The following is a 24,116-nucleotide window of genomic DNA, read 5'->3' on the forward strand; positions in this document are numbered from 1 at the left end:
ATTACGGCTGCCACCATGGGCGCAGCGGCACGGTCCAGTCGCCGTCGGCGGGCAGTTTGACGCCGAGTACCTGGTGCAGCTGAACCACGTTGCGCTGGAATCCGAGCCGACAGCCCGCCATGTACAAGCCCCACACCTTCGCGGTGCCCTCGCCGACTTCCGTGACGCAGGCGTCCCAGTTGGCGACCAGGTTCTTGCACCATTCGTGCAGGGTCAGCGCGTAGTGCTCGCGCAGGTTCTCCTCGTGCAGCACCTCCAGTCCGATGTTCTGGATCTCGGAGATGATCCGGCCGGAACCGATCAGCTCGCCGTCCGGGAACACGTAGCGGTCGATGAAATCGCCCGCCTTGGTGGTACGGGTGTTGTCCGGGCGGGTGATGCAGTGGTTCAGGAACAGGCCGCCGTCGCGCAGCTTGCTCTTGATGTAGTCGAAGTAGAACGGGTAGTTGTGCACGCCGATGTGTTCGGTGAGACCGATCGAGGACACCGCGTCGAAGTCGCCCTCCGGAACGTCGCGGTAGTCGGAGTGGCGCACCTCCGCCAGGTCGGTCAGGCCGTCCTCGGCGATCTTCTTCTGCGCCCAATCCGCCTGCTCGGCCGACAGCGTCGCGCCGATGACCTTGACGCCGCGCTTGGCGGCGTACCGCACCATGCCGCCCCACCCGCAGCCGATGTCGAGCAGCCGGTCGCCTTCCTTCAAACGCAGCTTCTCGAACACCAGGCGGTATTTGTTCTCCTGCGCCTGCTCCAGTGACCAGTTCTCGTCACCGTAGACCGCGCAGGTGTAGGTCATGGATGGGCCGAGTATGTACTCGTAGAAGGCATTCGAGACGTCGTAATGATGGTGGATGGCTTCGGCGTCTCTGGTCTTGGAGTGCCGCAGGCCCTCGAAGGCGATGCGGCGCCAGCGCGGCAGGGTCTCCTGCGGCGGCGGGGCGATCGGCTTGAGCCGCTCCCAGCCGAGCGAGCGCGCGATGGTCACCAGGGCCAGCGCGGACGGGCGACGGAACTTCAGCCCGTCGATCGCCTTCAGGATTTCGTACGGATCACCGGGGTGTACGCCGCTGGCGGTCATGTCGCCTGCGATGTAGGCGCGGGCCATACCCAGGTCGCCGGGGGCGGTCGCCAGATAGTTGATGCCGCGCGGCGTCTTGATGTCCAGCGCGAACTTCGAATCCTCCGGTCCGGCCGCGCTGCCGTCGTAGGCCGTCAGGCGGATCGGCACATCGCCCTCGACGAGGGTCTCGAAGATGTCGGCAATGCTGAGCTTGGTTCCGAGGTCAGCGAAGACATCGGAACGGTCCCGGAATGTCGTCATTTGCGTTGCACCGCCTTCGAATACAAATCCAGCAAGCGCTGGTCTGGGTCGTAGCGTTTCTTCAGTTCGGTGTAGGTGTTTCCGCCGTAAAGCGCGGCGAACTCATCTTTGTCGTAGAAGGAATCCGAGTACAGCGACTTATGTCCGTCGAAATCGGTCACCGTGCGCTCGATGGCACGGTTGGCCGCTCCTTCTTGCTGCCCGGGGACGGTGGGGACGGCCGACCAGAATCCGACATTTACGTAGGTTCGGTTCGGCTCGAGAGGATACAGCGGCCACGTGCGCTCGCCCGGCCGGTTTTCGTCGTCGGTTTCGCGCAATCGCAGCGGGCACAGCCAGATCGGTTCGATCGGAATCTCCCGCAGGAACCATTCCACGAAGTCGGCGGTGCGCTCCACCGGTACCTCGATGTCCTGCACCACCCGCTCACGCGGCGGATTGCCCTTGCGGGCCTCCAGTTTGTCGCCGATGTGGTATTTGTGGTCCAGCGCGACGAGCTTCCAATAGAAGCTGCTGCGCCGGTAGCGTTTCGGCCAGAACCGGCGGATCCTGGGGTCTTGTGCGCCGAACGCGCGAGAGCACCAGAACCAGTCGGTGTCCCAGCGCCACAGATAGTCGTGGATGGTGAGGCGGTCGCGTTTGGGTGCGCTGCCGTCGTGCTGGATGGACCGGTAGTAGATGTCCATGCCGGTGTAGTCGCTGGTCGGGCCCGGCTCGTCGGTTCGGCGGCCCAGCGTCAGGTAGCTCTCCTCGGCGGAGAACACGACGCCGTCGAGATAGTCGACCCGCTCGCCCTCGAAACTCCGGTCCGTCACGATCGTCGCGAGGGTCGTCTCCAGCTCGCGCAGATCGCGAAAGCGCACGTGCCGCAGGGCGACATAGGGCTGCACCTGCTCCAGCTCGATCTTCAGCCGGACGGTGTAACCCAGCGTGCCGTAGGAGTTCGGGAAACCGCGGAACAGATCGGCGTTCTCATTGTCCGGCGTCGCGGTGATGATCGCACCCGCTCCGGTCAGCACGTCCATCTCCAGCACCGACTCGTGCGGCAAACCGCTACGGAACGAGGTGGACTCGATGCCGAGCCCGGTGACCGCTCCGCCCAGCGTGATCGTCTCGAGCTGCGGAACGACCAGCGGCGCCAGCCCGTACGGCAGGGTGGCGGCGACCAGTTCTTCGTAGGTGGTCATGCCAGCGACATCGGCGGTCTTTGCGACCGGATCCACCGCGATGACCGTGGTCAGGCCGGAGACGTCCAGACCGGGCGCGGTGTTCTTGGCCCTGGCACGGAATAGGTTCGAAGTTTTCTTGGCCAACCGGACGTTGGCGTGCTCGGGTATCGCGCGGTAACTCGCCAAAAGGCGGTCGACGCCCGCTCGATGCGCGGCAAATCCTGATTCGCGTGTGGCCGGTGCGTGTCCGGCCTTCCCCAACAGACTCACTGCCACCCCTCGACGCTAGTACGCACCGTGACCTACAGCCAGCGAGAAATGATCAATCCGGGAGAAAAGTCACGCGAATGTTGCATCGGGAATACCGCGCGTTCGACGTGACAAGCCTGCGCCGGGGCAATGTCCGATTCAGTCCGGCGGATACCCCGGCGGCGGGCCGTACTGCGGTCCCGGATAGCCCGGCCGGTTGCCGTACTGCGGCGGATGGCCCGGCTGGCCGTATAGCTGCGGATAGCCTGGCCGCTGAGCGCCCTGTGGCTCACCGTACTGGGCCGGGTATCCGGCATGCTGCCGGTAGCCGCCGTGCCGGGGATCAGCGGATGGCTCAGCGTAATTCGGCTGCTGGGCGGGGGCGTACTGGTGGGCAGGTGGCCGGGAAGCGTCACCCTGCTGCGGCGCGGGCGTTCGCCGGGCGGGCCTCCCACGGCGGAACTCGCCGCGCAGGAGGTAGGCGGTGCCGAGGGCGACGAACGGGCCGATGCCCAGCATGATGAAGGCGTTCTTCCTGTTATCGGCCTTCTGCGCGTTGTGGTCGCGGACGGTCTCCGTGCCGTCGCGGGTCTCGACGCACAGCTGACTTGCCGACTGGGTGTCCTCGCCACACGCCACGGAATCCGACGAGAGCTCGGCGATACCCGCGATGATCATGCCGATCCCGAAGACGACACCCATCAGGTAGACGATGATGTTCTTGATGCGGACGGTCTGGTAGATGAAATTCCGCATGCGGCCCCCTCCCTCGACTGGCTGAACCGGAGCATAACAAGGCGAGGCTGGACGGTGAGCCCGCAAGGAGGCAGGGCAGGATAGGGAACGGTCGAGACACCGCATCCGGACAAGGAGCTCATTGTGGGACAGGTCAGCGCCAGCAGTTCGATCGTCGTTGCGGCGGATCCGCAGCGCGCCCTCGAGGCAATCGCCGACTACGACACGATGCGTCCGCGCATCCTCTCCTCGCATTACCGCGACTACAAAGTGGTCGAAGGTGGTAAGGGAGCGGGCACCGTCGCGGAGTGGACGCTGCAGGCCACCGAGAAGCGCACTCGCAATGTGCACGCGGTCGTCTCGGTATCGGATTCAATTGTCACCGAGCGTGATTCGAACTCCACGATGGTGAACACCTGGACCGTCACCCCGGAGGGCTCCGGCGCGCGTGTCACGCTGCGCACCACGTGGAAGGGTGCTGGTGGCATCTCGGGCATCTTCGAGGGGATCTTCGCGCCGCTGGGCCTGAAGAAGATCCAGGCCGAGGTGCTGGGGAACTTGCAGAGCGAACTGGCCTGATCGGCCCGGATACGACAATGGCCCGGCGTCGCGTTGGCGGCGGGCCATTGTGTGTCGGTTCACCAGTCCGTGTTTGTCGGTGCGGCAGGATAGGGTTCGGGTGTGTGGACTGGCCGCCGTTATCGCCTGTCTCTCAACGAGATTCAGGCGCAGTATGCGCAGTTGGTCGGCGATACCTGTCGTGCGGTGTGGAACACCGGGTTGGAGCAGCGTCGCGAGTATCGGCGCAGGGACGCCTGGATCAACTACCGCGAACAGGTGGGGCAGCTGGCCGCGGCGAAGGTCGAGCATCCGTGGGCAAACAGACACCCGAACAGCACCCGAGCGCAGGCGCGGTCGGTGTGGATCGGGGTGTCGCGGTCACCCTCGCCTGCTCCGACGGCAGCATGCACGACCGCGCATTCACCACGGTCGGTGAGCGCCAGCGTTACCGCAGGTTGCAGCAGAAGCTCGCGCGGCAGCAGAAGCACAGCGTCAACCGGGGCAAGACGATCGCCGCCCTGCGCACGTTGAAGCGGCGGGAGACGGATCGGCGCAGCGACTTCGCCGCCCAGGTCGCCAACTGGCTCGCCACCCGCCACGGCGTGGTGGTGCTGGAAGACCTCAACATCATGAACATGACGGCCAGCGCGAAGGGCACCCGCCGAGCCCGGTCGCGGTGTCGCCCAGAAAGCGGGGTTGAATCGCGCCATCCTCGGCAAGGGGTGGTACCGGTTCGAACAGGCGCTGGCCAACGTGGCCCGGTACACGGGCACCCGGATAGTGAAGGTCCCGGCCGCGTACACGTCGCTGAGGTGTTCCCGTTGCCGCAGTGTGGACCCGGAAAGCCGTGAGAGCCAAGCGGTGTACCGGTGCACCAGGTGCGGATACAGCGAGAACGCCGACGTGAACGCCGCAAAGAACATTCTCGCCGCAGGACGTGCGGTGACAGCCTGCGGAGACCTCGGCGGTGGCCGGTCTGCGAAGCAGGAACCCCTGGCCGTTGCGTACAACAGCCAGGAATCCCAGCCCTCACACTGGGGAGGACGTCAACTCGTGGTAATAGCGCGCCGCCGCCGCAGCAGCAACCTCACGCTGCGGTGGCTCAGCCTGAGAATTCCCCGATCGGGACGGTGGCCGTCATGGCCTCAGCCAACACCGTCCAGTGACGGGAGGGTCACCGCATCCCGTGGTCAGGCGAGAGCGAAGGTCAGCAGCAGGGTGGTCTGGACGGCGCCGCGCCACCAGGAGTAGCCGAACCAAACGCCCGGGGTGACCTCCCGGATTTCGTCGTACACCTGCGGCGTCGGCGACGGTGTGTAGTTGAGCGCCCAGATAAGGCCGCCGTCGGTCAAAGCGGGCGCGGCATAGACGTCGGCACGCCAGCCTTCGATGCCGGCGCCGGTGAGACGGTTCATCAGGTAACCACCGTCCGGTCCGGTATAGAAGGTCTTGCCGGTCCAGAACGGGGGCGCGAGAGACTGCATGATCGGCGGGCGCGTCACCCAGCCGGCCTTCACGCCCATCGGGACCGCGCCGAGCGGTGCGTCGCGGAAGATGGCGTCCTGCTGTTCCGGTGAGCAGCGGAACCGTAGCGAATCCAGGGTCGCCGCCTTGTCGTCCGGGTAGAGAACGCAGCCACCGCCGTAGTCGGCTACGGCCGGGACGACGACCTGCGTTTCGATGACCTCGGCGTCGGCGGACGCAACTGGATCGGCGTCGGCGGACGCGGCGGGATTGACGTCGGCGGACGCGGCTGGGGTGGTATCGGCGAACGCAATGGGGGTGGCAGCGCCGAGAAATATGCTCGGGATGCCCAGCGCGAGCACCACGCTGGGCAGGAAACGGTATGCCCTCATCGTTATCTCCAGTTATGCCGCATCGGTCGCCGACCCAGTTCGATGGTAAGGCGAGGTCGATCTCTCTCCATGGAAACTACCCAACCTGTTACCGGCACTGCTTCGAACACCTCGGACCGATCGGGCCGCGCCGGACATCCGGTGCGGCAGGACTAGGCTGGCCGATGACACCTTCTCCAGAGAGGACACTCCCGTGCAGCCAGGTGGTCAGTTCGATATGCAACAGTTACTCGCCCAGGCGCAGCAGATGCAGCAGGCGGTGATGGAAGCCCAAGCCGAGATCGCGGCGAGCGAAGTGGACGGCGCGGCGGGTGGTGGGCTGGTCAAGGTCACCATCAAGGCGACCGGTGAGGTGGTGTCGCTGACCATCGACCCGAAGGCCGTCGACCCCGACGACATCGAGACCTTGCAGGACCTGGTGATCGGCGCGGTCAACGACGCGATGGCGAACGCGCAGCGCCTCGCCGCGGAACGGCTCGGGCCGTTGTCCGGGGGTTTCGGCGGCGGTTCGCTGCCCGGTTTCTGAGCCGAGGTAGCAGTTGTACGAGGGTCCGGTTCAGGATCTGATCGACGAATTGGGCAAGCTGCCCGGCGTCGGTCCGAAGAGCGCGCAGCGCATCGCGTTTCATCTGCTCCAGGTGGAGCCGCCGGAGATCGATCGGTTGCAGGCCGCCCTGCAGAAGGTGCGCGACGGCGTGCGGTTCTGCGTGGTCTGCGGGACGGTCTCCGACGGCGAGCTGTGCCGCATCTGTGCCGACCCGCGGCGGGACCGCGCCATGATCTGCGTGGTCGAAGAGCCCAAGGACGTGCAGGCGATCGAGCGCACCAGGGAGTTCCGCGGCCGCTACCACGTGCTCGGCGGCGCGCTCGATCCGCTCAGCGGTGTGGGCCCCGATCAGCTGCGGATCCGGGAGTTGCTGGCGCGCATCGCGAATCAGGAGGACGGTGTCGACGTCACCGAGGTGATCATCGCGACCGATCCGAACACCGAGGGCGAGGCCACCGCCACCTATCTGGTCCGGATGCTGCGCGACTTTCCCGGCCTGAGCGTGACCCGACTGGCTTCGGGCCTTCCGATGGGCGGCGATCTGGAGTTCGCCGACGAGCTGACCCTCGGTCGCGCGCTGTCCGGGCGGCGCGCGTTGTAGCCCGCTTGCGCGACAACACCATTGCGCTCGAGGGGCATTGCGCCGCGGCGAGCGTGGGTTACTGTGTCGGGGATGAGCATCGAATTCGTGCTGACGACGCTCGTCATCGTCGCCACCCCCGGTACCGGTGTGCTGTTCACGCTCGCGGCCGGTCTGTCGCGAGGCGCCAGGGCCAGTGTGATCGCGGCCTTCGGCTGCACGCTCGGCATCGTTCCGCACATGATCGCGGCGATCACCGGCTTGGCCGCGGTCCTCAACGCCAGCGCGGTCGCGTTCCAGACACTGAAATACCTCGGCGTCGCCTACCTGCTGTACATGGCATGGACCACGTTCCGGGACAAGGGCGCGCTCGCGGTCCCGGAGCAGGCCGAGCACGCCGCACCGCCAGCGCGCACAGTGATCACCTCAGCGGTGCTGCTCAACATCCTCAACCCCAAGCTGACCATCTTCTTCTTCGCGTTCCTGCCCCAGTTCGTGCCCAGCGGCGCGCCGAACGCGTTGGCGCGCATGCTGGAACTGAGCGGCATCTTCATGCTCGCCACCTTCGTGGTGTTCGCGATCTACGGCGCTTGCGCGGCCGCGGTGCGCGACCAGGTCATCTCGCGCCCCGCCGCGGTGACCTGGATGCGCCGGGCCTTCGGCGCTTCATTCGTCGCCCTCGCAGGCCGTCTCGCCGCCCAGAACCAGTGAGCGGACTTCCGCTCGGAGCCGGGAAGCGCGCGGCGGTGGGCGGTCAGAGTTCGACGCGGGACCAAGGGAGGCTGGGGAAGCGAGCCCGGTTGTCGTTGGCCCAGTCCCAGATGACGGCGGCTACGGTGGCGGGATCGGCGACGGTGGTGCCGAAGTGCTTCTCAGGGGAGCCGTCCCGGTATTCGAGGGTGTAGACCCCGGTGTTCTCGCGGTAGGTCTGGATATAGAACTGCTCGCCGCGCTCGACGACGAGGTAAGGGTTCGGCGGGCTCAGCTCGGGAACCCACTGCTCGGCGAGCGCTTTGGTGAGGTACGGGAACTCGCCCGCGCCGCCGTGGGTGACGGTGGCCGCGATGTGCCCGGCGGGATCGATCAGCCAGGCCAGCTGCGGGTCGTAGACGGCGTAGTTCAGTGGTGTCGCGAGTTCGAACAGCAGGTGGCGCACGAAGCCGATCGCGTCATACGGGCAAGGTACGTACAGCGCCGCGCCGGTCGCGGTGCCGCCCACCGGGGCAGTGCTGAGAAAGCTGTCCTCTTCGGGTAGTTCCGCGTTGCGTCTGTTGAGCTCGGCCGCGATCTGCGCGACCACACCCGCCTCGGGGATGCCTTGCTGGGTGCTCAGGTAGGCGTCGACCTGCGCGATCGACGACGCGACACCGGAAGGCAGCAACACGTGGTCATAGCTCACCTCGGCCAGGGTACGGAACCGCGAAAACCCGCCGACGGGTCCCGTCGCCTTCCGTGCACCGGCAGCCGCCCGCGAGATCGCCGCAATCGATGACGAAGGCGTGTCGAGCATGGGCGGGATCGATGCACAGCTCGTCGGTGCATTCGGAGATCCGCCCCGCATGCACGATCAAGGTTCCGTGGCAGTGGTCGAACGCGGAGTCGCAGGATGAACAACCTGTTGTGCCCATGTGACCTCCTGGAGAGACCGGAGTTGTCATTCGGTGATATCGGCGCCGCACCGGGTGCGGCAGGACCATTGTGGCGTGTGTTGCCGCGCTTTCTCGATCATTCAGCAATCATGTCGCAACTTTTTCTTTGTGACGGATCTCGTTCCCAACTCTCCATGTCTCTAGAGCTGTTACGTGCGAAAATGACAGCAAAGTCCACCGATTGCAGTTCGTCGAACCCGCTCACCGCATGTCTGGACGGAATGCTCGAGAGTTTCCGGCGACTGCTTAGCATCCTTGATGGCGGAAGTGAGGTCGGCGCGGTGGCGGTGCGTGATGAGCCGCGAGACACGGCGACCGGTGCGAATGCGCGCGAGCAGTTCGCGCGCTACCGCGCCGAGGGTGCCGGCACCGCCGCGTACGACGAATGCGGCAGGCCCACCGCCGGCTATCACGACGAATTGGTCGATGCCGAGGGCAAGGTGCGGCCGATGTGGCGGGAACTGTCGGCCGATTTCGTCGACCTCGGCAGCGACGGACTCGACCGGCTGGACAGCCGGGTGCGCAGGCTGGTCGATGACGACGGCATCACCTATTTCGAGGCCGGTGCGTCGGCCGAAAGCGCGGCACCGAGCCCGTGGCGCCTCGACCCGATCCCCCTGCTGGTCTCCGCGGACGACTGGACCCGGCTGGAGGCGGGCCTGGAACAGCGTTCCCGAGTACTCGATGAGGTACTCACCGACATCTACGGCCCGCGAAGGACGCTCAGCTCGGGACTGCTCGCGCCGGAAGTCGTGTTCGGCAACCGCGGTTACGTGCGAGCCGCGCACGGCATCACCGTGCCGGGGCGGCATCAGCTGTTCCTGCATGCCTGCGACCTCAGCCGCTGGAGCGACGGCCGATTCCGGGTGATCGCCGACCGGGCGCAGGTGCCGTCGGGTGCCGGATACGCGCTGGCCGATCGCAGGGTAGTGGCGACGGCGATCCCGGAGTCGTTCGAGCACGCCAATCCCCGGCCGCTGACGCCCTTCGCCAGGGCGATGCGGGCGATGCTGATCGAGTCGGCGCAGGCCGACGACGACGAGCCGGTGATCGTGGTGCTCAGCCCCGGCGTGCACTCCGAGACCGCGTTCGATCAGGCGTATCTCGCCTCGACGCTGGGCTTTCCCCTGGTGGAGAGCGCGGATCTGGTAGTGCGCGACGGGGCGCTGTGGATGCGGTCGCTGGGCACGCTGAAGCGGGTGGACGTGGTGCTGCGGCGGGTGGACGCCGAGTACTCCGATCCGCTCGACCTGCGCCCGGATTCCCGGCTCGGTGTGGTGGGACTGGTCGAAGTGCTGCGGCGCGGAGCGGTGACCGTGGTGAACACGCTGGGCAGCGGGCTGCTGGAGAATCCGGCGCTGGCCGGGTTCCTGCCTCGGCTCTCGCGCTCGCTGCTGGGGGAGGACTTGCTGCTGGAGAGCGCGCCGTCGTATTGGGGTGGTGACGACCGGGAGCGCGCGCACCTGCTCGCGAATCTGGACACACTGATCATCCGCTCGGCGGTCGACGGCGCCACGCTGTTCGGACCCGAACTGAGCCGGGATCAGCGGGACGACTTGATCGCCGGGATCGACGCGTGCGGATGGCAGTGGGTCGGTCAGGAACCGGCGCAGTTCTCCGTCGCGCCGGCCGTGCGGGAGCACGGTGGGCTCGCCGCGGCTCCGGTCGGTATGCGGCTGTTCTCGCTGGCCCGGCGCGGCGGCTACACCGTGATGTCCGGTGGTCTCGGCCAAGTGCGTGAGCGCGTGGTGCCCGACGGCGTCGTGACCAAGGTGGCCGCCAAAGACATCTGGGTGCGTGCCGCGCCGACGACCGCCGCCGCGGTCGGCGCCGAGCCGCCGCGTGAGGAACGCGAACGGCCCACCGTCCCGGTCGTGGAATCGATCAGTTCCCCACGTGTACTCAACGATCTGTTCTGGATGGGCCGCTACGGCGAGCGCGCCGAGACCACCGCGCGCCTGCTGATCGCCACCCACGATCGCTATCAGGAGTTCCGCTACCGTCCCTGGCTGGAAGGCGCGGACGCGCTGCCGGTCCTCTTGGCCGCCGTCGGCCGGACCACCACCACCGCCGCACCGACCGACAGCCCGTTCGGTCGACAGGGGCAAGACCTTGCTGCGCAGCAGAATTCGGCCTCGCGCGCGGGACACGACTACCTCGTCGCGCTGACGATCGACCGGGAGCAGCCCGGGTCGCTGGCTTTCGCGATCGACCGGTACGGCATCGCGGCGCGAGCCGTGCGCGACCAGCTATCGGTGGACACCTGGATGATTCTCAGCGCGGTCGACCGAGCACTGGCCGACTATCGCGGAACGGCGGGTGACGAGGAGGCGGAGCTCTCGCAGGTGCATTCGCTGACCCTGGCCGGCCTGCTCGCGCTGTCCGGAATCGACGCCGAGTCGCTGGTACGTGAACCCGGCTGGTACGTGATGGACATCGGCAAGCGCATCGAGCGCGGACTCACGCTGACCGCACTGCTCTCGGCCGCGCTGATCCAGGAGTATCCGGAGGAGACCGAACGCGAGGTCACCGAATGGGTGCTGCGCGTCACGGAGTCGTCGGTGAGTTACCGCCGCAGGCACCGGGATTCGGTGCGGATCGCCGCCGTCGCCGCGCTGCTGCTGTTCGACACCGGCAACCCGCGGTCGCTGGCGTATCAACTGGACCGCCTCGATGCCGATTTCCGCGCGCTGCCCGGTGCGGCGCGATCGTCGCGCCCGCGGCGGCTCCTCGCGGACGCGCAACGCATGCTGCGGCGCTTGGACCCCGACGACCTCGAAGTCACCGACACGGACGATCGGCGGACCGAATTGGCCGAACTCCTGGATGGGGTGCACGTGCGGTTGCGCAAGCTGTCCGAATCGTTCGAGACCACCACACTGTCGCTGCCGGTCGGCATCCAGCCACTATGGGGCAGCGCGCGGGTTGTCGGATGATCGCCGGCGGCGCGGCCCGGCGCTATCGGGTGGAGCACCGCACTACGTATTCGTATTCCGGGGAGGTCATCAGCTCCTATGGACGCGCGTTTCTGACGCCGCGCGATTTGCCTGGCCAACGGCTACTGACACACGACGTCCACATCGACCCGACGCCGTCGGACCGGTCGGTCGGCGGGGACGTGTACGGCAACGTCACCTCCTTCTTCCACGTCACCACGCAGCACCGCGTCCTCGCCGTCACCGGCGCGTCGCTGGTCGAGGTCGACGTGCCCGTTCGCGATCCGGCCGACACCGCGCAGCTGTGGGAGATAGCGCGTCCGACCAGTGCGAATGGACCGCTCGCGACGGAGTTCGCCCTCGACCTGCACCCGCGGGAGATCACTCCGGAGATCGTCGCGTACGCGGCCGAGTCCCTCCGGCCGGGCAGGCCGCTGCTGGACGCGGTGGCCGAATTGAACACCCGCATCTTCACCGATTTCACCTACATGTCCGGCGCCACGACCGTGTCGAGCAAGGTCGCCGACGTGTTCGCCGCCCGCGCCGGCGTCTGCCAGGACTTCGCGCGGCTCGCCTGCGCCTGCCTGCGGTCGCACGGTCTTGCCGCCAGGTACGTGTCCGGCTATCTGGCCACTGATCCGCCGCCGGGCAGGGAGCGGATGGTCGGCGCCGACGCCACCCACGCCTGGGCGGCCGTGTGGCTGCCCGGCGCCGGCGAACACGACCGTACCGGCCACTGGATCGACTTCGATCCCACCAACGACCAGTTCGGCGACGAGCGGTACGTCACCGTGGCATGGGGCCGCGACTACGCCGACGTACCTCCGTTGCGCGGCATCATCTACACCGACGCGAAAGACAGCGTCATCACCGTCTCCGTCGACGTTTCCGAGGTCGACGGGTGATCACCGTGCGCACGGCCTCGGCCCGCTGTCTGGCCGGTCACACGCTTTGCACTCGGCGTGCGCGGGGCGCGAACTGTGGAAACATCATAGGTAGCCCGTAGCCGACCGTCCGGCGGCGCCGCGGTACCAGCCGGAGTTTCGGGGAACTGACGCCGGAATGGGGACGAAATGAGCAAGCACATGACCGACACGTGGGCGGCAGACGAGCTCGGATTCCGGCCGGACGTATCACACGAGGACCTGCGCAAGCTGGTGGGGCGGATCCGGGCGGAAGATCCTCCGGATGCGCTGTGGCTGATCCTGCGGCCGTGGACCGCCGAACCACGATGGTGGCACCCGGAGGTGTACGGCATCGATGTGCCCGAGGTCGAGGGCGGCCCGTGGGTCTGCGAGCTCAACGCACCGGTCAGATGGCACTCGCTGATCGGTGGCCTGGAATCGGTCGAGTGGGTGAACAACCGTCCGACCATCGACGAACTGGGCCGGGCCTGGGACAAGCTCGAGGCGGCAGGCATGCGTCCTTCGGTCTGCGTCAACCTCGGCCCGGCCGGGCACGAGGGCCGCTGGCAGGTGCAAGTCGTGTCGGTATCCGCGCTCGGCAAGATCGACGACGACACCATGAGCGATGTCGGCGAGACCCTCGGTGGACGACTGGGGTATTGGTCGATGAACCCCGAGTGGATCTTGTGGCGAACCGACAACTGAGACTCGCCGTACCCGATCCGGCCGAGCCGTGGTTCAGGCGCGCAGGCGTTCGCGGCGGAGCTGGTCGACCTCGGGGAGATCGAGTGGGGCCAGTTCGGTGACGCCGAGGGCGCGCGTCAGCAGCAGGTCGGCGAGTTCAGGGTTGCGCGCCAGCACTGGGCCGTGCATGTAGGTGCCGATCACCGAACTCTGGACGACGCCCTCCAGCCCGTCGCCGACACCGTTGCCGACCCCGCGGGAGACCCGGGCCAGGCCGGTCGCATCGCCGCCGAGTTTGGTGCCACCGCGGTGGTTTTCGAAGCCGGTGAGCGCCGCGGTGAGCCCGTCGAGCAGCGGTGTGGTCGTCACCTCGCCGATGGCACGCTTGTGCTGCGGCGATGTGGTGACGTCGATCAGGCCGACGCCGTCGACCCGCTCGCCCGCCGAGGTCTCGTACCACTGGCCGAGCACCTGGATGGCCGCGCAGATCGCCAGGACCGGAGCGCCTTTCGCGGACGCCCGCTGCAAGCCGGGGTAGCGCTGCAGGTGCCGGGTGGCCAGCCGCTGCGCGGAGTCCTCCGCGCCGCCGAGGGTATAGATGTCCAGCGAATCGGGCACCGGGTCGGGCAGCGTGATATCGACGATCTCGGCGTCGTAGCCGCGCATACGCAGCCGCTGACGCAGCACGAGCGCGTTGCCGCCGTCGCCGTAGGTACCCATTACGTCCGGCAGAACCAAGCCGATGCGGATGGTCGATTCACTCATACTGTGTCCTCTCTGCCATGCGCGGAGCCCTCCATGGTCACGCTTCGCTGCCGCCTCCGGGCTCGACCGCTCATGCCGTCCGCTGCTCGAGGTCGCGGTTGAGATCACGGAACGCGGTGTAATTCGCCAGCACCTCGACGTGGCCAGCAGGGCAGGACGCGATGGCACGCACCGGGTCCGGCACCGTGGTGTGCGCCACGCCTGCGTAGGTCAGCCGTACCGCGAGGTCGGCGGCGCGTTCGCCCGCCGCGACCACCTGCACGCCTTCGAAGTGCTCGAACCGTACGTCCCACAGCCAGGAGAGGTCTTCGCCGTCGGGCACCTGGCCGTTCACCGCGATCACCAGGCCCGCCGAGGTCGGTTCGATCATCGATAGCGCCTCCTGCCACCCGGCCGGGTTCTTCGCCAGCAGCAGACGGGCGTCGTGCTCGCCGACCTGCACGGTGCGGTAGCGACCCGCGATCTCACGCACTGTGCCCGCGGCCGCGACAGCCTGCGCGGCGTCGGCGCCCAGCGCGACGGCGGCGGCCACCGCCTGTGCGGCATTGCCGCGATTTGCCCGCCCCGGCAGTGCGAGCCGCAACGGGAAACGCGCGCCGTCGCGGCCGATCAGATCGTCTCCGTCCAGCCACCAATCCGGTTCGGGGCGTTGGAAATCCGCACCGGTGCTGCGCCAGTGCGCGCCCTCCCAGATGATCGGCTCACCACTGCGCGGGCAGCTGGTCGCGTCCATCGCCCAGCCGCTGCCCGCGGCCACCCACACCACATTGGGGTGGTCGTAGGCGATCGAGGTGACTAGCACGTCGTCGCAGTTCGCGATCACCACGGTGGCCGGGTGCTTCGCCAGCCCCGCGCGCAGCTTGCGCTCGATCATGTTGATCTCGCCGACCCGGTCGAGCTGGTCGCGGCTGAGGTTCAGCAGGACCACCGCCGAAGGGTTGAGCGAGTCGGTGACGTGCGGCAGATGCAGTTCGTCCACCTCGATCGCGGCCAGCGGAGCGCGCCGGTGGGCGTTGAGCGCGGCGACGATGCCCGCGTCCATGTTGGCGCCGTCGGCCTGGGTCGCGACCTGGCCGAGCGTGCTGAGTGCGGCGGTGGTCATCCTGGTGGTGGTGGACTTGCCGTTCGTGCCGGTCACCAGCACGGTGCGCCGCTGCCGTCCGAGCTGGTCCATGACCGTCGGATCGATCTTCAACGCGATCAGGCCGCCGATCATCGAACCCTTGCCGCGACCCGCCTTCTGCGAGGCCCAGGACGCCGCGGCCGCCGCCGCCAGCGCGAGCCGTCCGCGCACCGATATGTCTGCCACGTCGCGAGTCTATGTTCGCCCCGCGATCCGGGCGCGGCGCGGTCTCCAGGGGCGTGGGCCACCCGGCTCAGTCGCGGTAGAGCTTCGCCTCGTAGTTCTCCGGCGCGTAGTAGCGCTCCAGCTGCTCCACCGTCTCGGTGACGTCCTTCTGCACCTCTTTGACCAGGCAGGCAGCGCTCGGCAGGGTGTCCTGCGGCCATTGCCGCGGCTCCCACAGATGGCTGCGCATGAACGCCTTGGCACAGTGGAAGAAGATCTGCTCGACGTCCACCTCGACGGCGAGGATCGGGCGATGGCCGCGCACCACCATGTCGTCGAAGTAGGGCGCGTCACGCACCAGCCGGGCGCGTCCGTTGATCCGCAACGTCTCGCGGCGGCCCGGAATCAGGAACAGCAGGCCGACGTGCGGGTTGGCCAGGATATTGAGGTAGCCGTCGGCGCGCCGGTTGCCGGGACGCTCCGGGATGGCGAGCGTCGTGTCATCGAGCACGCGCACGAACCCAGCCGGATCGCCCTTCGGCGAGGCGTCGCAGTTGCCGTCCGCGTCGCTGGTGCTCATCACCAGAAACGGGGAGTTCGCGATCCACTCCCGGTCCCGTGCGTGCAGGGCGACCCGCTCCTTGGTGGCGGCACGTGGCATCACTTCGCCGAGCAATTGCCGCAGGTCCGCCGGGTCGGTGATCTCGTTCGGGACGGTGCTTTCGCGCATACTTCGATTCAAACATCGGCCCGGACGGTGTGGCGATCGAATTCCCTTCGGGTGTGTGGAGATCGATCGCCCGGCCGGGATCAGACCGGCACGTCGAACATGTTCCGCTGCCCGGCCGCGTAGCGGTCGGCGTCGATGCTGCGCAACGGTTCCAGTTCCGGCGCCCGGTACAGCGTGAACATCCGGCAGCGCTCCGCATTCGATCCGGCCACGTCCAGTAGCGCGTTCACCGCGGCGCGCGCGGATTCGTTGGCGCCCTCCATGGTGGCCAAATCGACGTTCGTGCGCACGTAATCGCCTGCCAGGAACAGGTTTTCCAGCGCGCCGTGCGGGGCGGGGCGGTACTCCCAGGAACCGGCCGTGTTGATCAGCAGTGGGTCGGCGTTGGCGTTGCGCCGCTGTCCCTCCTCCCAACTGATCCCCGGGTCGAGGAACCAGGAGTGCAGATCGGCGTCGCGCAGCACCTCACCGCGATCGTCGAGGTGGGCCTTGATCTGTGCCCATGCCTCGCGAGCGATCTCCTCGTGTGTGCACTCCTTGGCCGGTTTGCCGAACACCATGCCGGGAGTGTTCCAGTCGGAGATGTCCACCGACAGGCAGTCCTGCACGCTGCCGTCGCCGAATTCGGTGAGCTTGTGGCGCCACAGCTGATTCTGGCTGATCGAGGTGAGCGACCACGGCGCGTCGACGTAGGCGGTATGGCCGCGCGAGATGTCGGCCGGTCGGCGCAGGTAGAACTGGATGCCGTTCATCCAGTCGGTGACCAGCCGGTCCATCCCGGCCAATTCGGGCCGCACCGCCAGCACCTGCGGTGACCACAGCGTGCGGGCCTGCTCGGCGGGCAGCGCGACGACGAAGTAATCGGCCTCGATGGTGCGCTCGGTGCCGGTTTCGTCCACCGCGCTGGCGGCGGTGATCCTGTGGTCGCGCACCTGGAGCCCGCGCACTTCGGTGCCGAGCACGAATTCCGCGCCCAGCTCGCGGATCCGCCGCATCCACGGGTCGATCCAGACCGCGTTGGTCGGGCCGTTCAGCACGCGGTCCAGCCCGCCGTCGTTGCCGATCTCGAAGGGATTGCCGAGGAACTGCTCGCCCATGGTGCCGATGGTGCGCACGCTCGCCGCGTTTTCCTTCGCGGCGACCATGATGCTGGTCAGTGTGCGGGACAGCAGCGCACGGAACTCGTGCGAGCGCGCGTGCCCACCGACGAAGTCGTGCCAGGAGGTGTGCTCCCACTGCCCGAGGCGGCGGGCATCGCAGCTGGAATTGAAGACCAGCAGGCGTTCGGCGAAGTAGATCCCCTCTCGGGGAGGCATTTTCAGCGTGGTCGCCAGCGTGGCGCCGAGCGTCTCCCGGAAGCCGTCCGGGGTGAATCCGGAGCGGGCGCGCGGACCGAGCGGCACGCGGAAGTCGTCGCCACCGTGCCGGGCGAAGCGCGCCTCGGGCACCGCGACCAGGTTGTCCCAGACGCCATTCGGGTTACCCGGGAACGGGATTCGCCGCATGGTGTCCGGCACGTGTTGATAGAAGCCGGGGAAGAAGCGAAACCCGTGTTCCCCGGGGAGGTCCGCCCGTCCCCCAGCTCCGGTTCCTGGCACCCCGACGCTGCGGGCTTTGCCGCCCCACGCGCGTCTTTCGTAGATGGTGACCCGGAATCCACGTTCGGCCAGCTCATGCGCCGCGGTCAGACCGGCGACACCGCCACCGAGAACCGCGACCCGCGGCCCGCCCGGACTCGCCGCGACCGCCGCCGGTCTCAGCGCACCCGCCGTCAGTCCCCCCGCCGTTGCCACCCCCGCCGCAACCGTGCCACGAAGCAGTGCTCTTCGCGAGACGGTCCACTGATGTTCTGCCATGCGCCGATCTGCTGTCTAGCCTCGGGACCAACTTCCACGCTCGGGCACTACTGTAAAGCGGTAGGTCTTCCCGGTCGCATCGACCCCGCAAACCGATTATCGTCCTGTCGGTGCGGTCGAGTGCTACCGAGCGTGCCGCCCACCCGTGGAGGGCGAGCGGCGCCTCGGGGAGCTGATCATCCCGTTTTGCTTCAGGCCCCGGCAGGCCGTCCCGTACCTATCAGGGCCTCCGTCGGCGGGGCGGCGGCGTCCACCGGTCGCGGCTTGCTCGAGGTCGCGGCAAAGGCGCCTGTGATCACCACCACACCACCGAGAAGCGACAGCGGAGTAGGGGCCTCGCCGAGGAATGCCCAGGCCGCAGCGATCCCGACGACCGGAACCAGCAGCGAGAACGGGGCGACCGTGCCCGCCGGATAGCGGCCCATCAAATAGGTCCACAGCCCAGTGCCGACGACCGTGGCCAGGACGGCGATGTAAGCCAGCGCCACCAGGGCGGGCCAACCGGCGAGCGAGAACGAATCGGTGAGAGCGTGCAAACCGGTGGTCGGCCCTTCCGTGAACACGGACAACACGAACAGAGGCAATGGCGGAATGGCGGTGGTCCACAGCATCAGGTGCAGCGGATTGACACCGGGGGACTCGGTACCGGCCGAACGTGCGCCGATGTTGCCGAATGCCCAGCCCAGTCCGCCCGCGAGCGTCAGCAGCACCGGAAGCAGAGTGGCGTGTTCCAGCCGGTCCCACCCGATCACCGCCATTCCGGCGACCGCGACGGCGATGCCGGCGACCTGCACCGGCCGAATCCGCTCGCCCAGCACCAGCGCACCGAGCACCACGGTGAACGGCGCCGAGGATTGCAGCACCAGCGAAGCGAGCCCGGTCGGCATCCCCACCCGCATGGCGGTGAACAGGAATGCGAACTGCAAGATGCCGAAACCGGTGCCGTACAGCAGGATCCAGCGCGTCCGCACCGGTGGGCGCGGAATGAACAGCAGCGCGGGAATCGCCAGCACCGCGAAACGCAGTGCCGCGAAGAAGAACGGCGGGAAGTGATCGAGCCCCACCCGGATGGCGAGGAAGTTCAGTCCCCAGAGCAGGACGACGGTGCAGCCGAGCAGGCGATCGCGAGTGGTCACGCGTTTCATCGTGCGGCCGCCCAACCATCAGAACAATCGAATAAATATGGATCGATAATGTAGTTTCGCTTAATGGTTTCCGGATTCGAGAAGGCCGTGCCCGGCCCGCCCATGGCCTTGGAACGGCTGCGTGTGCTGCGTGAACTCGCCGATCGCGGCACCGTCGCCGCCGTCGCAGCCGCGTTGTCGATGACGCCCTCCGCGGTCTCACAGCAGCTCAAGGTGCTGGCCAAGGAAGCGGGCGTGGCCCTGCTCGAACCCGACGGCCGCCGCGTCCGGCTCACCGACGCCGGGCGGGCGTTGGTGGTGCGTGCCGACGAGGTGCTCGCGGCGATGGATCGCGCGGTCGCCGAGATGGCCCACTATCGCGGCTCGCCGCGCGGCCGGGTCCGCGTGGCGGTGTTCCCTTCGGGTGGCGCGCTGTTGCTGCCGCATGTGCTGCGCGGCATGGCGGACAGCGGTGTGGACGTGGTCGCGCGAGACGAAGACGTGCCCCCGTCCGAGGTGGCGCGACTACTCGCCGACTACGACGTGGTGCTGACCCATCGCGACGAACGCGCCGCGCCGATCGCCGATCCACGCGTCGCGATCCGGATGCTCATGCGCGAACCGATCGACGTGGTCGCGGCTCCGACGCATCGGCTCGCCGGGCGCTCGGCCGTCGCGCCGGAGGAACTCGCCGACGAGACCTGGCTGAGTGTGCGCGGCGGCTTCCCGGTCGACGACGTGCTGCGCTCCATCGCCACCGTGACCGGCGTGCAACCGCGTATCGCGCAGCGTCTCAACGATTTCCGCGTCATCGAGACGCTGGTCGCCACCGGCTACGGCGTCGCGCTCATGCCGCGCTACGCGGTGAGCGATCCCACGCTCGCGGTGCTGCGTCTGTCCGGCGTGCGCGCCGCCCGGATGTACGAACTGGCCACCCGCCCGCGCGCCGACGCCCGTCCGGCTATCGCCGCCGTGCTCGCCGCCTTCGAGTCGGCCGCCGCGCTGGCGACCGCCGACTCCGCGAGAACCAGCGAATAGCACGGCGTCCCGAGCCGTGACGACCTCGCCGCGCCGCGGTGGATGTGCTTGCACGCCGGGCAATATCGAGAATTGCCCGGCGCGTCGATCACATTCCGGGCGGCCCGGGGTAACGGTAAGGGTGCTGAGACTGCGCGCCGACGTAGTTGAAGTCGTCCGCCACCATCGCGGCCAGCTCGAGCAGCGCCCGCCGGGTGGGCTTGCTCACCAGTTCCAGATCGATCTCGGCTCCCTCGGCGAGGTGGTCGTCGAACGGCACGACCTGTACCGCGCGGGTGCGGTCGAGGAACAGCTTGCGCAGCTGATCGAGATCGACGGTCGACGCGCCGCGCCGGGAAGCGTTCACCACCACGACCGTTCGCTCCACCAGCTTGCCGTAGCCGTGGTGATCGAGCCAATCCAAGGTGGCCGACGCGCTGCGCGCGCCGTCGATGGCCGGGGAGGTGACCAGCACCAGCGAACTGGCCATGTCGAGCACGCCCGCCATTGCGGAGTGCATCAAGCCGGTGCCGCAGTCGGTCAGGATGATGTTGTAGAACGACTGCAGGATGCCGATCGCCTTGCGGTAGTCCGCCTCGCTGAACGCCTCGGACACCGCCGGATCCTGTTCACTGGCAAGCACTTCCAGGCGGCTCGGCGCCTGCGAGGTATGCGCCCGCACGTCGGAGTACCTGGAGATGTGCTGGTCCTCGAGCAGGTTGCGTACGGTGGACCTGGTCTGGCGCGGCACTCGGTGCGCCAGCGTGCCGAGGTCGGGATTGGCATCGATCGCGATCACCCGGTCACCGCGCTGCGATGCGAAGGTGGAGCCGAGGCCGACCGTAGTTGTGGTCTTGCCGACACCACCCTTCAGCGAGAGGATCGCGATCCGATAGTCGCCGCGCACCGGCTGATTCACCCGGTCGACCAAGTCCTGATAGACGATGTCGGAGGCCGACTCGCCCGGATTGATCATGCCGCCGGAGGCCTTGTGCACGGCACGGCGCCACCCGCTGCGCGGCGCCCTGCGGGCCCGTCGGAGCAGATTCAGATCGTTCACCGAGTGCCCCGGCTGTCCGGGTTGCGGCACATGCTGCGGCTGGAACGGCTGTGCGGTCTGGTGCGGATTCGGCCCGTCCAGCCAGCCCGGCCCCTGGGGTTGCCCGACCGGTGGCGGGGGCGGCGGCGGTTGGTAGGCGGGCGGCGGTGGCTGATGCGTCACCGGCGGAGGCGGCGGAGCCCAGCTGTAGATCGGCCCGCCGGGCTGATCGGGCTGCGGCGCAGCGGATTCCGGCTGCGCGGAGTCGACGGGTACGCGCCGGACCAAGCCGTCGGGGCCGATCTCCTGGCGGTACTCGTCGTAGCTGTGCTCGGGCCCCTGGGGGACGGGGTGACTGACGCTGTGGCTCGGCGGCGGTTGAAATGCGCCGGTAGGGAACGGCTCACCGGGAAAAGCCGGTGGCGCGTACGGACCGGCGCCCGGTGCGGAGTACGGACCGTACGCCTCAGGAGGACCGGACGGCGGCGGACCATACGACTCGGGGGGACCATACGACTCGGGAGGACCGGACGACTCGGGAGGACCGGACGACTCGGGAGGACCGGACGACTCGGGAGGACCGGACGGCGGCGGACCGTAGGACTGCGCGGGCCCGGCAGCATGCGGGTAGACAGTGGTTTGCTCGGTCGAGCTCTGCGGCTCCGGCTGTTCGGGCTGTGCGTCCGGCTGATCCAGCCCATCCGCCACGTCGGTTTCCTTCGCTTCCACGCCGCCGGTGTGCTCGGTCGACGGGTCGGTGGACGATGACTCCGCCTCGGTGACTTCGGCCGTGTCCACGGAATGACTCTGCAGCCAGGGCGGAGAGGTCGGATTGTGGTCGTTTGTTGTCACGGGTTCCCCCATCTGCTCGGGAGTTCGAGCAGAGAGCTCGGCGCTTGGAGTGCGAATCCACGCTAGCACGGGGTTCGCTGCGCCGTGTCGCGGTAGGTAAGGCGGCCGCGCCGAGCGACACGCCATCGACAAATGGTCTGCGACAGCGAGATCGGGCGCCGGGCGGACGAACCGCCGCGGCGCCCTCGCCGGACACGTTCCGGGACAGGCGTACCTCCGCCTTCGCTCCGGCCATGCGCAGGCTCGAGACGGACTACGTCCGACTGCGTCCTTGATGCGTACTCCGCCTTCGCTCCGGCCGTGCTACTCGCTCAGTGCGCCCGGTTGACCGCCGACACCACCGCACGCAGCGACGCGGTGGTGATCGAGGTGGCGATGCCGACGCCCCACACCACCTTGTCGCCGATCGCGCATTCCACGTAAGCGGCGGCCTGCGCGTCGTCGCCCGCGGACATCGCGTGCTCGGAGTAGTCCAAGACCTCGACGTCGTAGCCGACGCTTGCGATCGCGTCGACGAACGCGGCCAGCGGTCCGTTGCCCTTGCCGGTGATCTCCTGCTCGACGCCGTCGACCTTCACCACCGCCACGATCGAGTCGACCCCGCCGTCGGTCTCCGACGCGATGACCCGCTGGCGCATCCGCTCCAGCGGACGGATCGGGCTCAGGTACTCCTCGGAGAAGACGTCCCACATCTCCTTGGGCGTCACCTCGCCGCCCTCGCCGTCGGTGATCCGCTGGATCGCTTGGGAGAACTCGATCTGCAGACGTCGCGGCAGCGCCAGCCCGTGATCGGTCTTCATGATGTAGGCGACGCCACCCTTGCCGGACTGCGAGTTGACCCGGATGACCGCCTCGTAGGTGCGGCCGACGTCCTTCGGATCGATCGGCAGGTAGGGCACTTCCCACACGATGTCGGCGACGTCCGCGCCGGACGCGTCGGCCGTGGCCTTCATCGCGTCCAAGCCTTTGTTGATCGCGTCCTGGTGGCTGCCGGAGAACGCGGTGTAGACCAGATCGCCGCCGTAGGGGTGGCGCTCGTGCACGGGCAACTGGTTGCAGTATTCGACGGTGCGGCGGATCTCATCGATGTCGGAGAAGTTGATCTGCGGATCGATGCCGCGGGAGAACAGGTTCATCCCCAGCGTGACCAGGCACACATTTCCGGTGCGCTCGCCGTTGCTGAACAGGCAACCCTCGATCCGGTCGGCGCCGGCCTGAAAGCCCAGCTCGGCGGCGGCCACGGCGGTACCGCGGTCGTTGTGCGGGTGCAGCGACAGCACGATCGCGTCGCGACGGGCCAGGTTGCGGCTCATCCACTCGATCGAGTCGGCGTAGACGTTCGGCGTCGCCATCTCCACGGTGGCGGGCAGGTTGATGATCAGCGGCTTGTCCGGTGTCGGCGCGATGATCTCCGAGACCGCGTCGCACACATCCTTGGCGTACTCCAACTCGGTGCCGGTGTAGGACTCCGGGCTGTACTCGTACCGCCAGTTGGTGTCCGGGTAGCGCTTCTCGATCTCCAGGCACAGCGCCGCGGCGTCGGTCGCGATCTTCTTGACCGCCGCGCGATCGGCGCGGAACACCACTTTCCGCTGCAGGATCGAGGTCGAGTTGTAGAAGTGGACGATGACGTTCTGCGCGCCGGCGCAGGCCTCGAAGGTGCGTTCGATCAGCTCGGGGCGACACTGGGTCAGCACCTGGATGGTCACGTCGTCGGGGATCGCGCCGTCCTCGATGATCTCGCGGACGAAATCGAAGTCGGTCTGGCTCGCCGAGGGGAAGCCGACCTCGATCTCCTTGTAACCCATCCGCACCAGCAGATCGAACATGCGGCGCTTGCGAGCCGGGCTCATCGGGTCGATCAGCGCCTGGTTACCGTCGCGCAGGTCGACCGCGCACCAGCCGGGCGCGGTGTCGATGACCTTCTCCGGCCAGGTGCGGTCGGGCACACTGATCGGCTCGACCTCCTCGGCGAAGGGCCGATAGCGGAAGGCCGGCATGGAGGAGTTCTTCTGCTTGTTCCAGGCCGGCTGGCCGGCGGGAGCGGGTTTGCTCGGCGCCGTGATGGTCCTCGCACCGGAAACGAACGCGTCAGCAGGGGACATGGGGAGTCTCTCCGTGGGGTGTGGTTTTTCCCATAGGGCTGGGTCGACCGGCGCGGCAAAACCCCGCGACGGGAGCCGGTCCGATCAGACCCCGTCGCGGCGGTCGAGAAGAAGTGCCCGCTGCATGATGTCCGCGAGTTTACCGTGCCGT

The 24,116-nt window shown here is 67.8% G+C and carries 23 protein-coding genes and 1 pseudogene; 11 read left to right on the forward strand and 13 right to left on the reverse strand.

The genetic code is table 11. From position 1 onward, the window contains the following. Nucleotide 1 precedes the first annotated feature (1 nt). The 3 genes from AB0M45_RS12390 to AB0M45_RS12400 form a co-directional block, all read right to left on the reverse strand. Nucleotides 2-1,318, reverse strand: coding sequence for a class I SAM-dependent methyltransferase (locus tag AB0M45_RS12390; protein ID WP_364326572.1), 1,317 nt, complete (start codon nt 1,316-1,318; stop codon nt 2-4). Then, a complete protein-coding gene (locus AB0M45_RS12395) occupies nt 1,315-2,757 on the reverse strand; it encodes an FAD-binding oxidoreductase (protein ID WP_364326810.1) in 1,443 nt (480 codons plus the stop codon). The genes AB0M45_RS12390 and AB0M45_RS12395 overlap by 4 nt, the downstream gene beginning before the upstream one ends. A 138-nt stretch (nt 2,758-2,895) precedes the next feature. Continuing rightward, on the reverse strand, nt 2,896-3,492 hold the full coding sequence (locus AB0M45_RS12400; RefSeq protein ID WP_364326575.1) for a hypothetical protein: 597 nt from the start codon (nt 3,490-3,492) through the stop codon (nt 2,896-2,898). Between the two features lie 123 nt (nt 3,493-3,615). On the opposite strand from AB0M45_RS12400, the gene AB0M45_RS12405 reads away from it, so the two are divergent. From AB0M45_RS12405 to AB0M45_RS12420, 4 genes and pseudogenes are all read left to right on the forward strand, one after another. After that, nucleotides 3,616-4,050: an SRPBCC family protein gene (locus AB0M45_RS12405; protein WP_364326578.1), complete on the forward strand. Its 435-nt coding sequence runs from the start codon at nt 3,616-3,618 to the stop codon at nt 4,048-4,050. Nucleotides 4,051-4,152: 102 nt separating this feature from the next. Beyond that, nucleotides 4,153-4,269 (forward strand): annotated as a pseudogene (locus tag AB0M45_RS12410) (helix-turn-helix domain-containing protein); the annotation flags it as partial. A gap of 74 nt (nt 4,270-4,343) precedes the next feature. Next, nucleotides 4,344-4,883 carry a transposase gene (locus AB0M45_RS12415; protein WP_364326581.1) on the forward strand — a complete coding sequence of 180 codons (540 nt, stop codon included), beginning with the start codon at nt 4,344-4,346 and terminating at the stop codon, nt 4,881-4,883. After that, a complete protein-coding gene (locus tag AB0M45_RS12420; RefSeq protein ID WP_364326813.1) occupies nt 4,813-5,283 on the forward strand; it encodes a zinc ribbon domain-containing protein in 471 nt (156 codons plus the stop codon). Before AB0M45_RS12415 ends, AB0M45_RS12420 begins: the two co-directional genes overlap by 71 nt. Here AB0M45_RS12420 and AB0M45_RS12425 read toward each other — a convergent pair. Then, the gene (locus AB0M45_RS12425) at nt 5,223-5,888 is read right to left on the reverse strand and encodes a hypothetical protein (RefSeq protein ID WP_364326584.1); all 666 of its coding nucleotides are present in this window, start codon (nt 5,886-5,888) and stop codon (nt 5,223-5,225) included. The genes AB0M45_RS12420 and AB0M45_RS12425 overlap by 61 nt on opposite strands. A gap of 193 nt (nt 5,889-6,081) precedes the next feature. Between AB0M45_RS12425 and AB0M45_RS12430 the strand changes: the two genes are divergently transcribed. The 3 genes from AB0M45_RS12430 to AB0M45_RS12440 all read left to right on the forward strand — a co-directional run bounded on the left by AB0M45_RS12430 (nt 6,082) and on the right by AB0M45_RS12440 (nt 7,726). After that, complete coding sequence (locus tag AB0M45_RS12430; protein WP_067477672.1) at nt 6,082-6,414, forward strand: YbaB/EbfC family nucleoid-associated protein; 333 nt, start codon at nt 6,082-6,084, stop codon at nt 6,412-6,414. 13 nt (nt 6,415-6,427) lie between these two features. Next, nucleotides 6,428-7,036 carry a recombination mediator RecR gene (gene recR, locus AB0M45_RS12435; protein WP_364326588.1) on the forward strand — a complete coding sequence of 203 codons (609 nt, stop codon included), beginning with the start codon at nt 6,428-6,430 and terminating at the stop codon, nt 7,034-7,036. 72 nt (nt 7,037-7,108) lie between these two features. After that, nucleotides 7,109-7,726, forward strand: a complete 618-nt coding sequence (locus AB0M45_RS12440) for a LysE family translocator (protein WP_364326591.1) — start codon at nt 7,109-7,111, stop codon at nt 7,724-7,726. A 43-nt stretch (nt 7,727-7,769) separates the two neighbouring features. On the opposite strand, the gene AB0M45_RS12445 is transcribed toward AB0M45_RS12440, so the two are convergent. Both AB0M45_RS12445 and AB0M45_RS12450 read right to left on the reverse strand, forming a co-directional pair. Further along, nucleotides 7,770-8,414, reverse strand: a complete 645-nt coding sequence (locus AB0M45_RS12445) for a hypothetical protein (protein WP_364326594.1) — start codon at nt 8,412-8,414, stop codon at nt 7,770-7,772. After that, nucleotides 8,404-8,643, reverse strand: coding sequence for a hypothetical protein (locus tag AB0M45_RS12450; RefSeq protein ID WP_364326597.1), 240 nt, complete (start codon nt 8,641-8,643; stop codon nt 8,404-8,406). The genes AB0M45_RS12445 and AB0M45_RS12450 overlap by 11 nt, the downstream gene beginning before the upstream one ends. A 182-nt stretch (nt 8,644-8,825) precedes the next feature. On the opposite strand from AB0M45_RS12450, the gene AB0M45_RS12455 reads away from it, so the two are divergent. The 3 genes from AB0M45_RS12455 to AB0M45_RS12465 all read left to right on the forward strand — a co-directional run bounded on the left by AB0M45_RS12455 (nt 8,826) and on the right by AB0M45_RS12465 (nt 13,210). Further along, nucleotides 8,826-11,600, forward strand: coding sequence for a circularly permuted type 2 ATP-grasp protein (locus AB0M45_RS12455; protein ID WP_364326600.1), 2,775 nt, complete (start codon nt 8,826-8,828; stop codon nt 11,598-11,600). Further along, nucleotides 11,597-12,505, forward strand: coding sequence for a transglutaminase family protein (locus tag AB0M45_RS12460; RefSeq protein WP_364326603.1), 909 nt, complete (start codon nt 11,597-11,599; stop codon nt 12,503-12,505). Before AB0M45_RS12455 ends, AB0M45_RS12460 begins: the two co-directional genes overlap by 4 nt. A gap of 180 nt (nt 12,506-12,685) precedes the next feature. Further along, the gene (locus AB0M45_RS12465; protein WP_364326606.1) at nt 12,686-13,210 is read left to right on the forward strand and encodes a hypothetical protein; all 525 of its coding nucleotides are present in this window, start codon (nt 12,686-12,688) and stop codon (nt 13,208-13,210) included. A 33-nt stretch (nt 13,211-13,243) separates the two neighbouring features. Here the strand turns inward: AB0M45_RS12465 and AB0M45_RS12470 are convergent, their stop codons facing one another. The 5 genes from AB0M45_RS12470 to AB0M45_RS12490 all read right to left on the reverse strand — a co-directional run bounded on the left by AB0M45_RS12470 (nt 13,244) and on the right by AB0M45_RS12490 (nt 18,964). Continuing rightward, entirely contained in the window at nt 13,244-13,954 is a 711-nt protein-coding gene (locus AB0M45_RS12470) for a glutamine amidotransferase (RefSeq protein ID WP_364326610.1), read from the reverse strand. A 70-nt stretch (nt 13,955-14,024) separates the two neighbouring features. Next, nucleotides 14,025-15,263: a MurT ligase domain-containing protein gene (locus AB0M45_RS12475; protein WP_364326613.1), complete on the reverse strand. Its 1,239-nt coding sequence runs from the start codon at nt 15,261-15,263 to the stop codon at nt 14,025-14,027. Nucleotides 15,264-15,330: 67 nt separating this feature from the next. After that, nucleotides 15,331-15,972: a pyridoxamine 5'-phosphate oxidase family protein gene (locus AB0M45_RS12480; RefSeq protein ID WP_364326617.1), complete on the reverse strand. Its 642-nt coding sequence runs from the start codon at nt 15,970-15,972 to the stop codon at nt 15,331-15,333. 80 nt (nt 15,973-16,052) lie between these two features. Next, nucleotides 16,053-17,828, reverse strand: coding sequence for an FAD-dependent oxidoreductase (locus AB0M45_RS12485; RefSeq protein WP_364326620.1), 1,776 nt, complete (start codon nt 17,826-17,828; stop codon nt 16,053-16,055). Nucleotides 17,829-18,019: 191 nt separating this feature from the next. Next, complete coding sequence (locus AB0M45_RS12490; protein ID WP_364326623.1) at nt 18,020-18,964, reverse strand: EamA family transporter; 945 nt, start codon at nt 18,962-18,964, stop codon at nt 18,020-18,022. A 111-nt stretch (nt 18,965-19,075) separates the two neighbouring features. On the opposite strand from AB0M45_RS12490, the gene AB0M45_RS12495 reads away from it, so the two are divergent. Beyond that, nucleotides 19,076-19,990 (forward strand): LysR family transcriptional regulator, encoded by a 915-nt coding sequence (locus AB0M45_RS12495; protein WP_364326816.1) that lies wholly within the window; start codon nt 19,076-19,078, stop codon nt 19,988-19,990. Nucleotides 19,991-20,078: 88 nt separating this feature from the next. Here AB0M45_RS12495 and AB0M45_RS12500 read toward each other — a convergent pair whose 3' ends face one another. Then, on the reverse strand, nt 20,079-21,872 hold the full coding sequence (locus AB0M45_RS12500; RefSeq protein ID WP_364326626.1) for a MinD/ParA family protein: 1,794 nt from the start codon (nt 21,870-21,872) through the stop codon (nt 20,079-20,081). Between the two features lie 299 nt (nt 21,873-22,171). Then, nucleotides 22,172-23,965, reverse strand: a complete 1,794-nt coding sequence (leuA, locus tag AB0M45_RS12505) for a 2-isopropylmalate synthase (RefSeq protein WP_364326629.1) — start codon at nt 23,963-23,965, stop codon at nt 22,172-22,174. Between the last annotated feature and the right edge of the window lie 151 nt (nt 23,966-24,116).

It is taken from the genome of Nocardia sp. NPDC051787 (genome assembly GCF_040681325.1).
Taxonomy (GTDB): domain Bacteria; phylum Actinomycetota; class Actinomycetes; order Mycobacteriales; family Mycobacteriaceae; genus Nocardia.

What these genes read in the sequence shown, in the direction of transcription:
- AB0M45_RS12390 (WP_364326572.1), bottom strand. Translation starts at nt 1,318, where the DNA reads ATGACGACATTCCGGGACCGTTCCGATGTCTTCGCTGACCTCGGAACC.
- AB0M45_RS12400 (WP_364326575.1), bottom strand. Translation starts at nt 3,492, where the DNA reads ATGCGGAATTTCATCTACCAGACCGTCCGCATCAAGAACATCATCGTC.
- AB0M45_RS12425 (WP_364326584.1), bottom strand. Translation starts at nt 5,888, where the DNA reads ATGAGGGCATACCGTTTCCTGCCCAGCGTGGTGCTCGCGCTGGGCATC.
- AB0M45_RS12440 (WP_364326591.1), top strand. Translation starts at nt 7,109, where the DNA reads ATGAGCATCGAATTCGTGCTGACGACGCTCGTCATCGTCGCCACCCCC.
- AB0M45_RS12450 (WP_364326597.1), bottom strand. Translation starts at nt 8,643, where the DNA reads ATGGGCACAACAGGTTGTTCATCCTGCGACTCCGCGTTCGACCACTGC.
- AB0M45_RS12455 (WP_364326600.1), top strand. Translation starts at nt 8,826, where the DNA reads ATGACAGCAAAGTCCACCGATTGCAGTTCGTCGAACCCGCTCACCGCA.
- AB0M45_RS12460 (WP_364326603.1), top strand. Translation starts at nt 11,597, where the DNA reads ATGATCGCCGGCGGCGCGGCCCGGCGCTATCGGGTGGAGCACCGCACT.
- AB0M45_RS12465 (WP_364326606.1), top strand. Translation starts at nt 12,686, where the DNA reads ATGACCGACACGTGGGCGGCAGACGAGCTCGGATTCCGGCCGGACGTA.
- AB0M45_RS12470 (WP_364326610.1), bottom strand. Translation starts at nt 13,954, where the DNA reads ATGAGTGAATCGACCATCCGCATCGGCTTGGTTCTGCCGGACGTAATG.
- AB0M45_RS12480 (WP_364326617.1), bottom strand. Translation starts at nt 15,972, where the DNA reads ATGCGCGAAAGCACCGTCCCGAACGAGATCACCGACCCGGCGGACCTG.
- AB0M45_RS12485 (WP_364326620.1), bottom strand. Translation starts at nt 17,828, where the DNA reads ATGGCAGAACATCAGTGGACCGTCTCGCGAAGAGCACTGCTTCGTGGC.
- AB0M45_RS12495 (WP_364326816.1), top strand. Translation starts at nt 19,076, where the DNA reads ATGGCCTTGGAACGGCTGCGTGTGCTGCGTGAACTCGCCGATCGCGGC.
- AB0M45_RS12500 (WP_364326626.1), bottom strand. Translation starts at nt 21,872, where the DNA reads ATGGGGGAACCCGTGACAACAAACGACCACAATCCGACCTCTCCGCCC.
- leuA (WP_364326629.1), bottom strand. Translation starts at nt 23,965, where the DNA reads ATGTCCCCTGCTGACGCGTTCGTTTCCGGTGCGAGGACCATCACGGCG.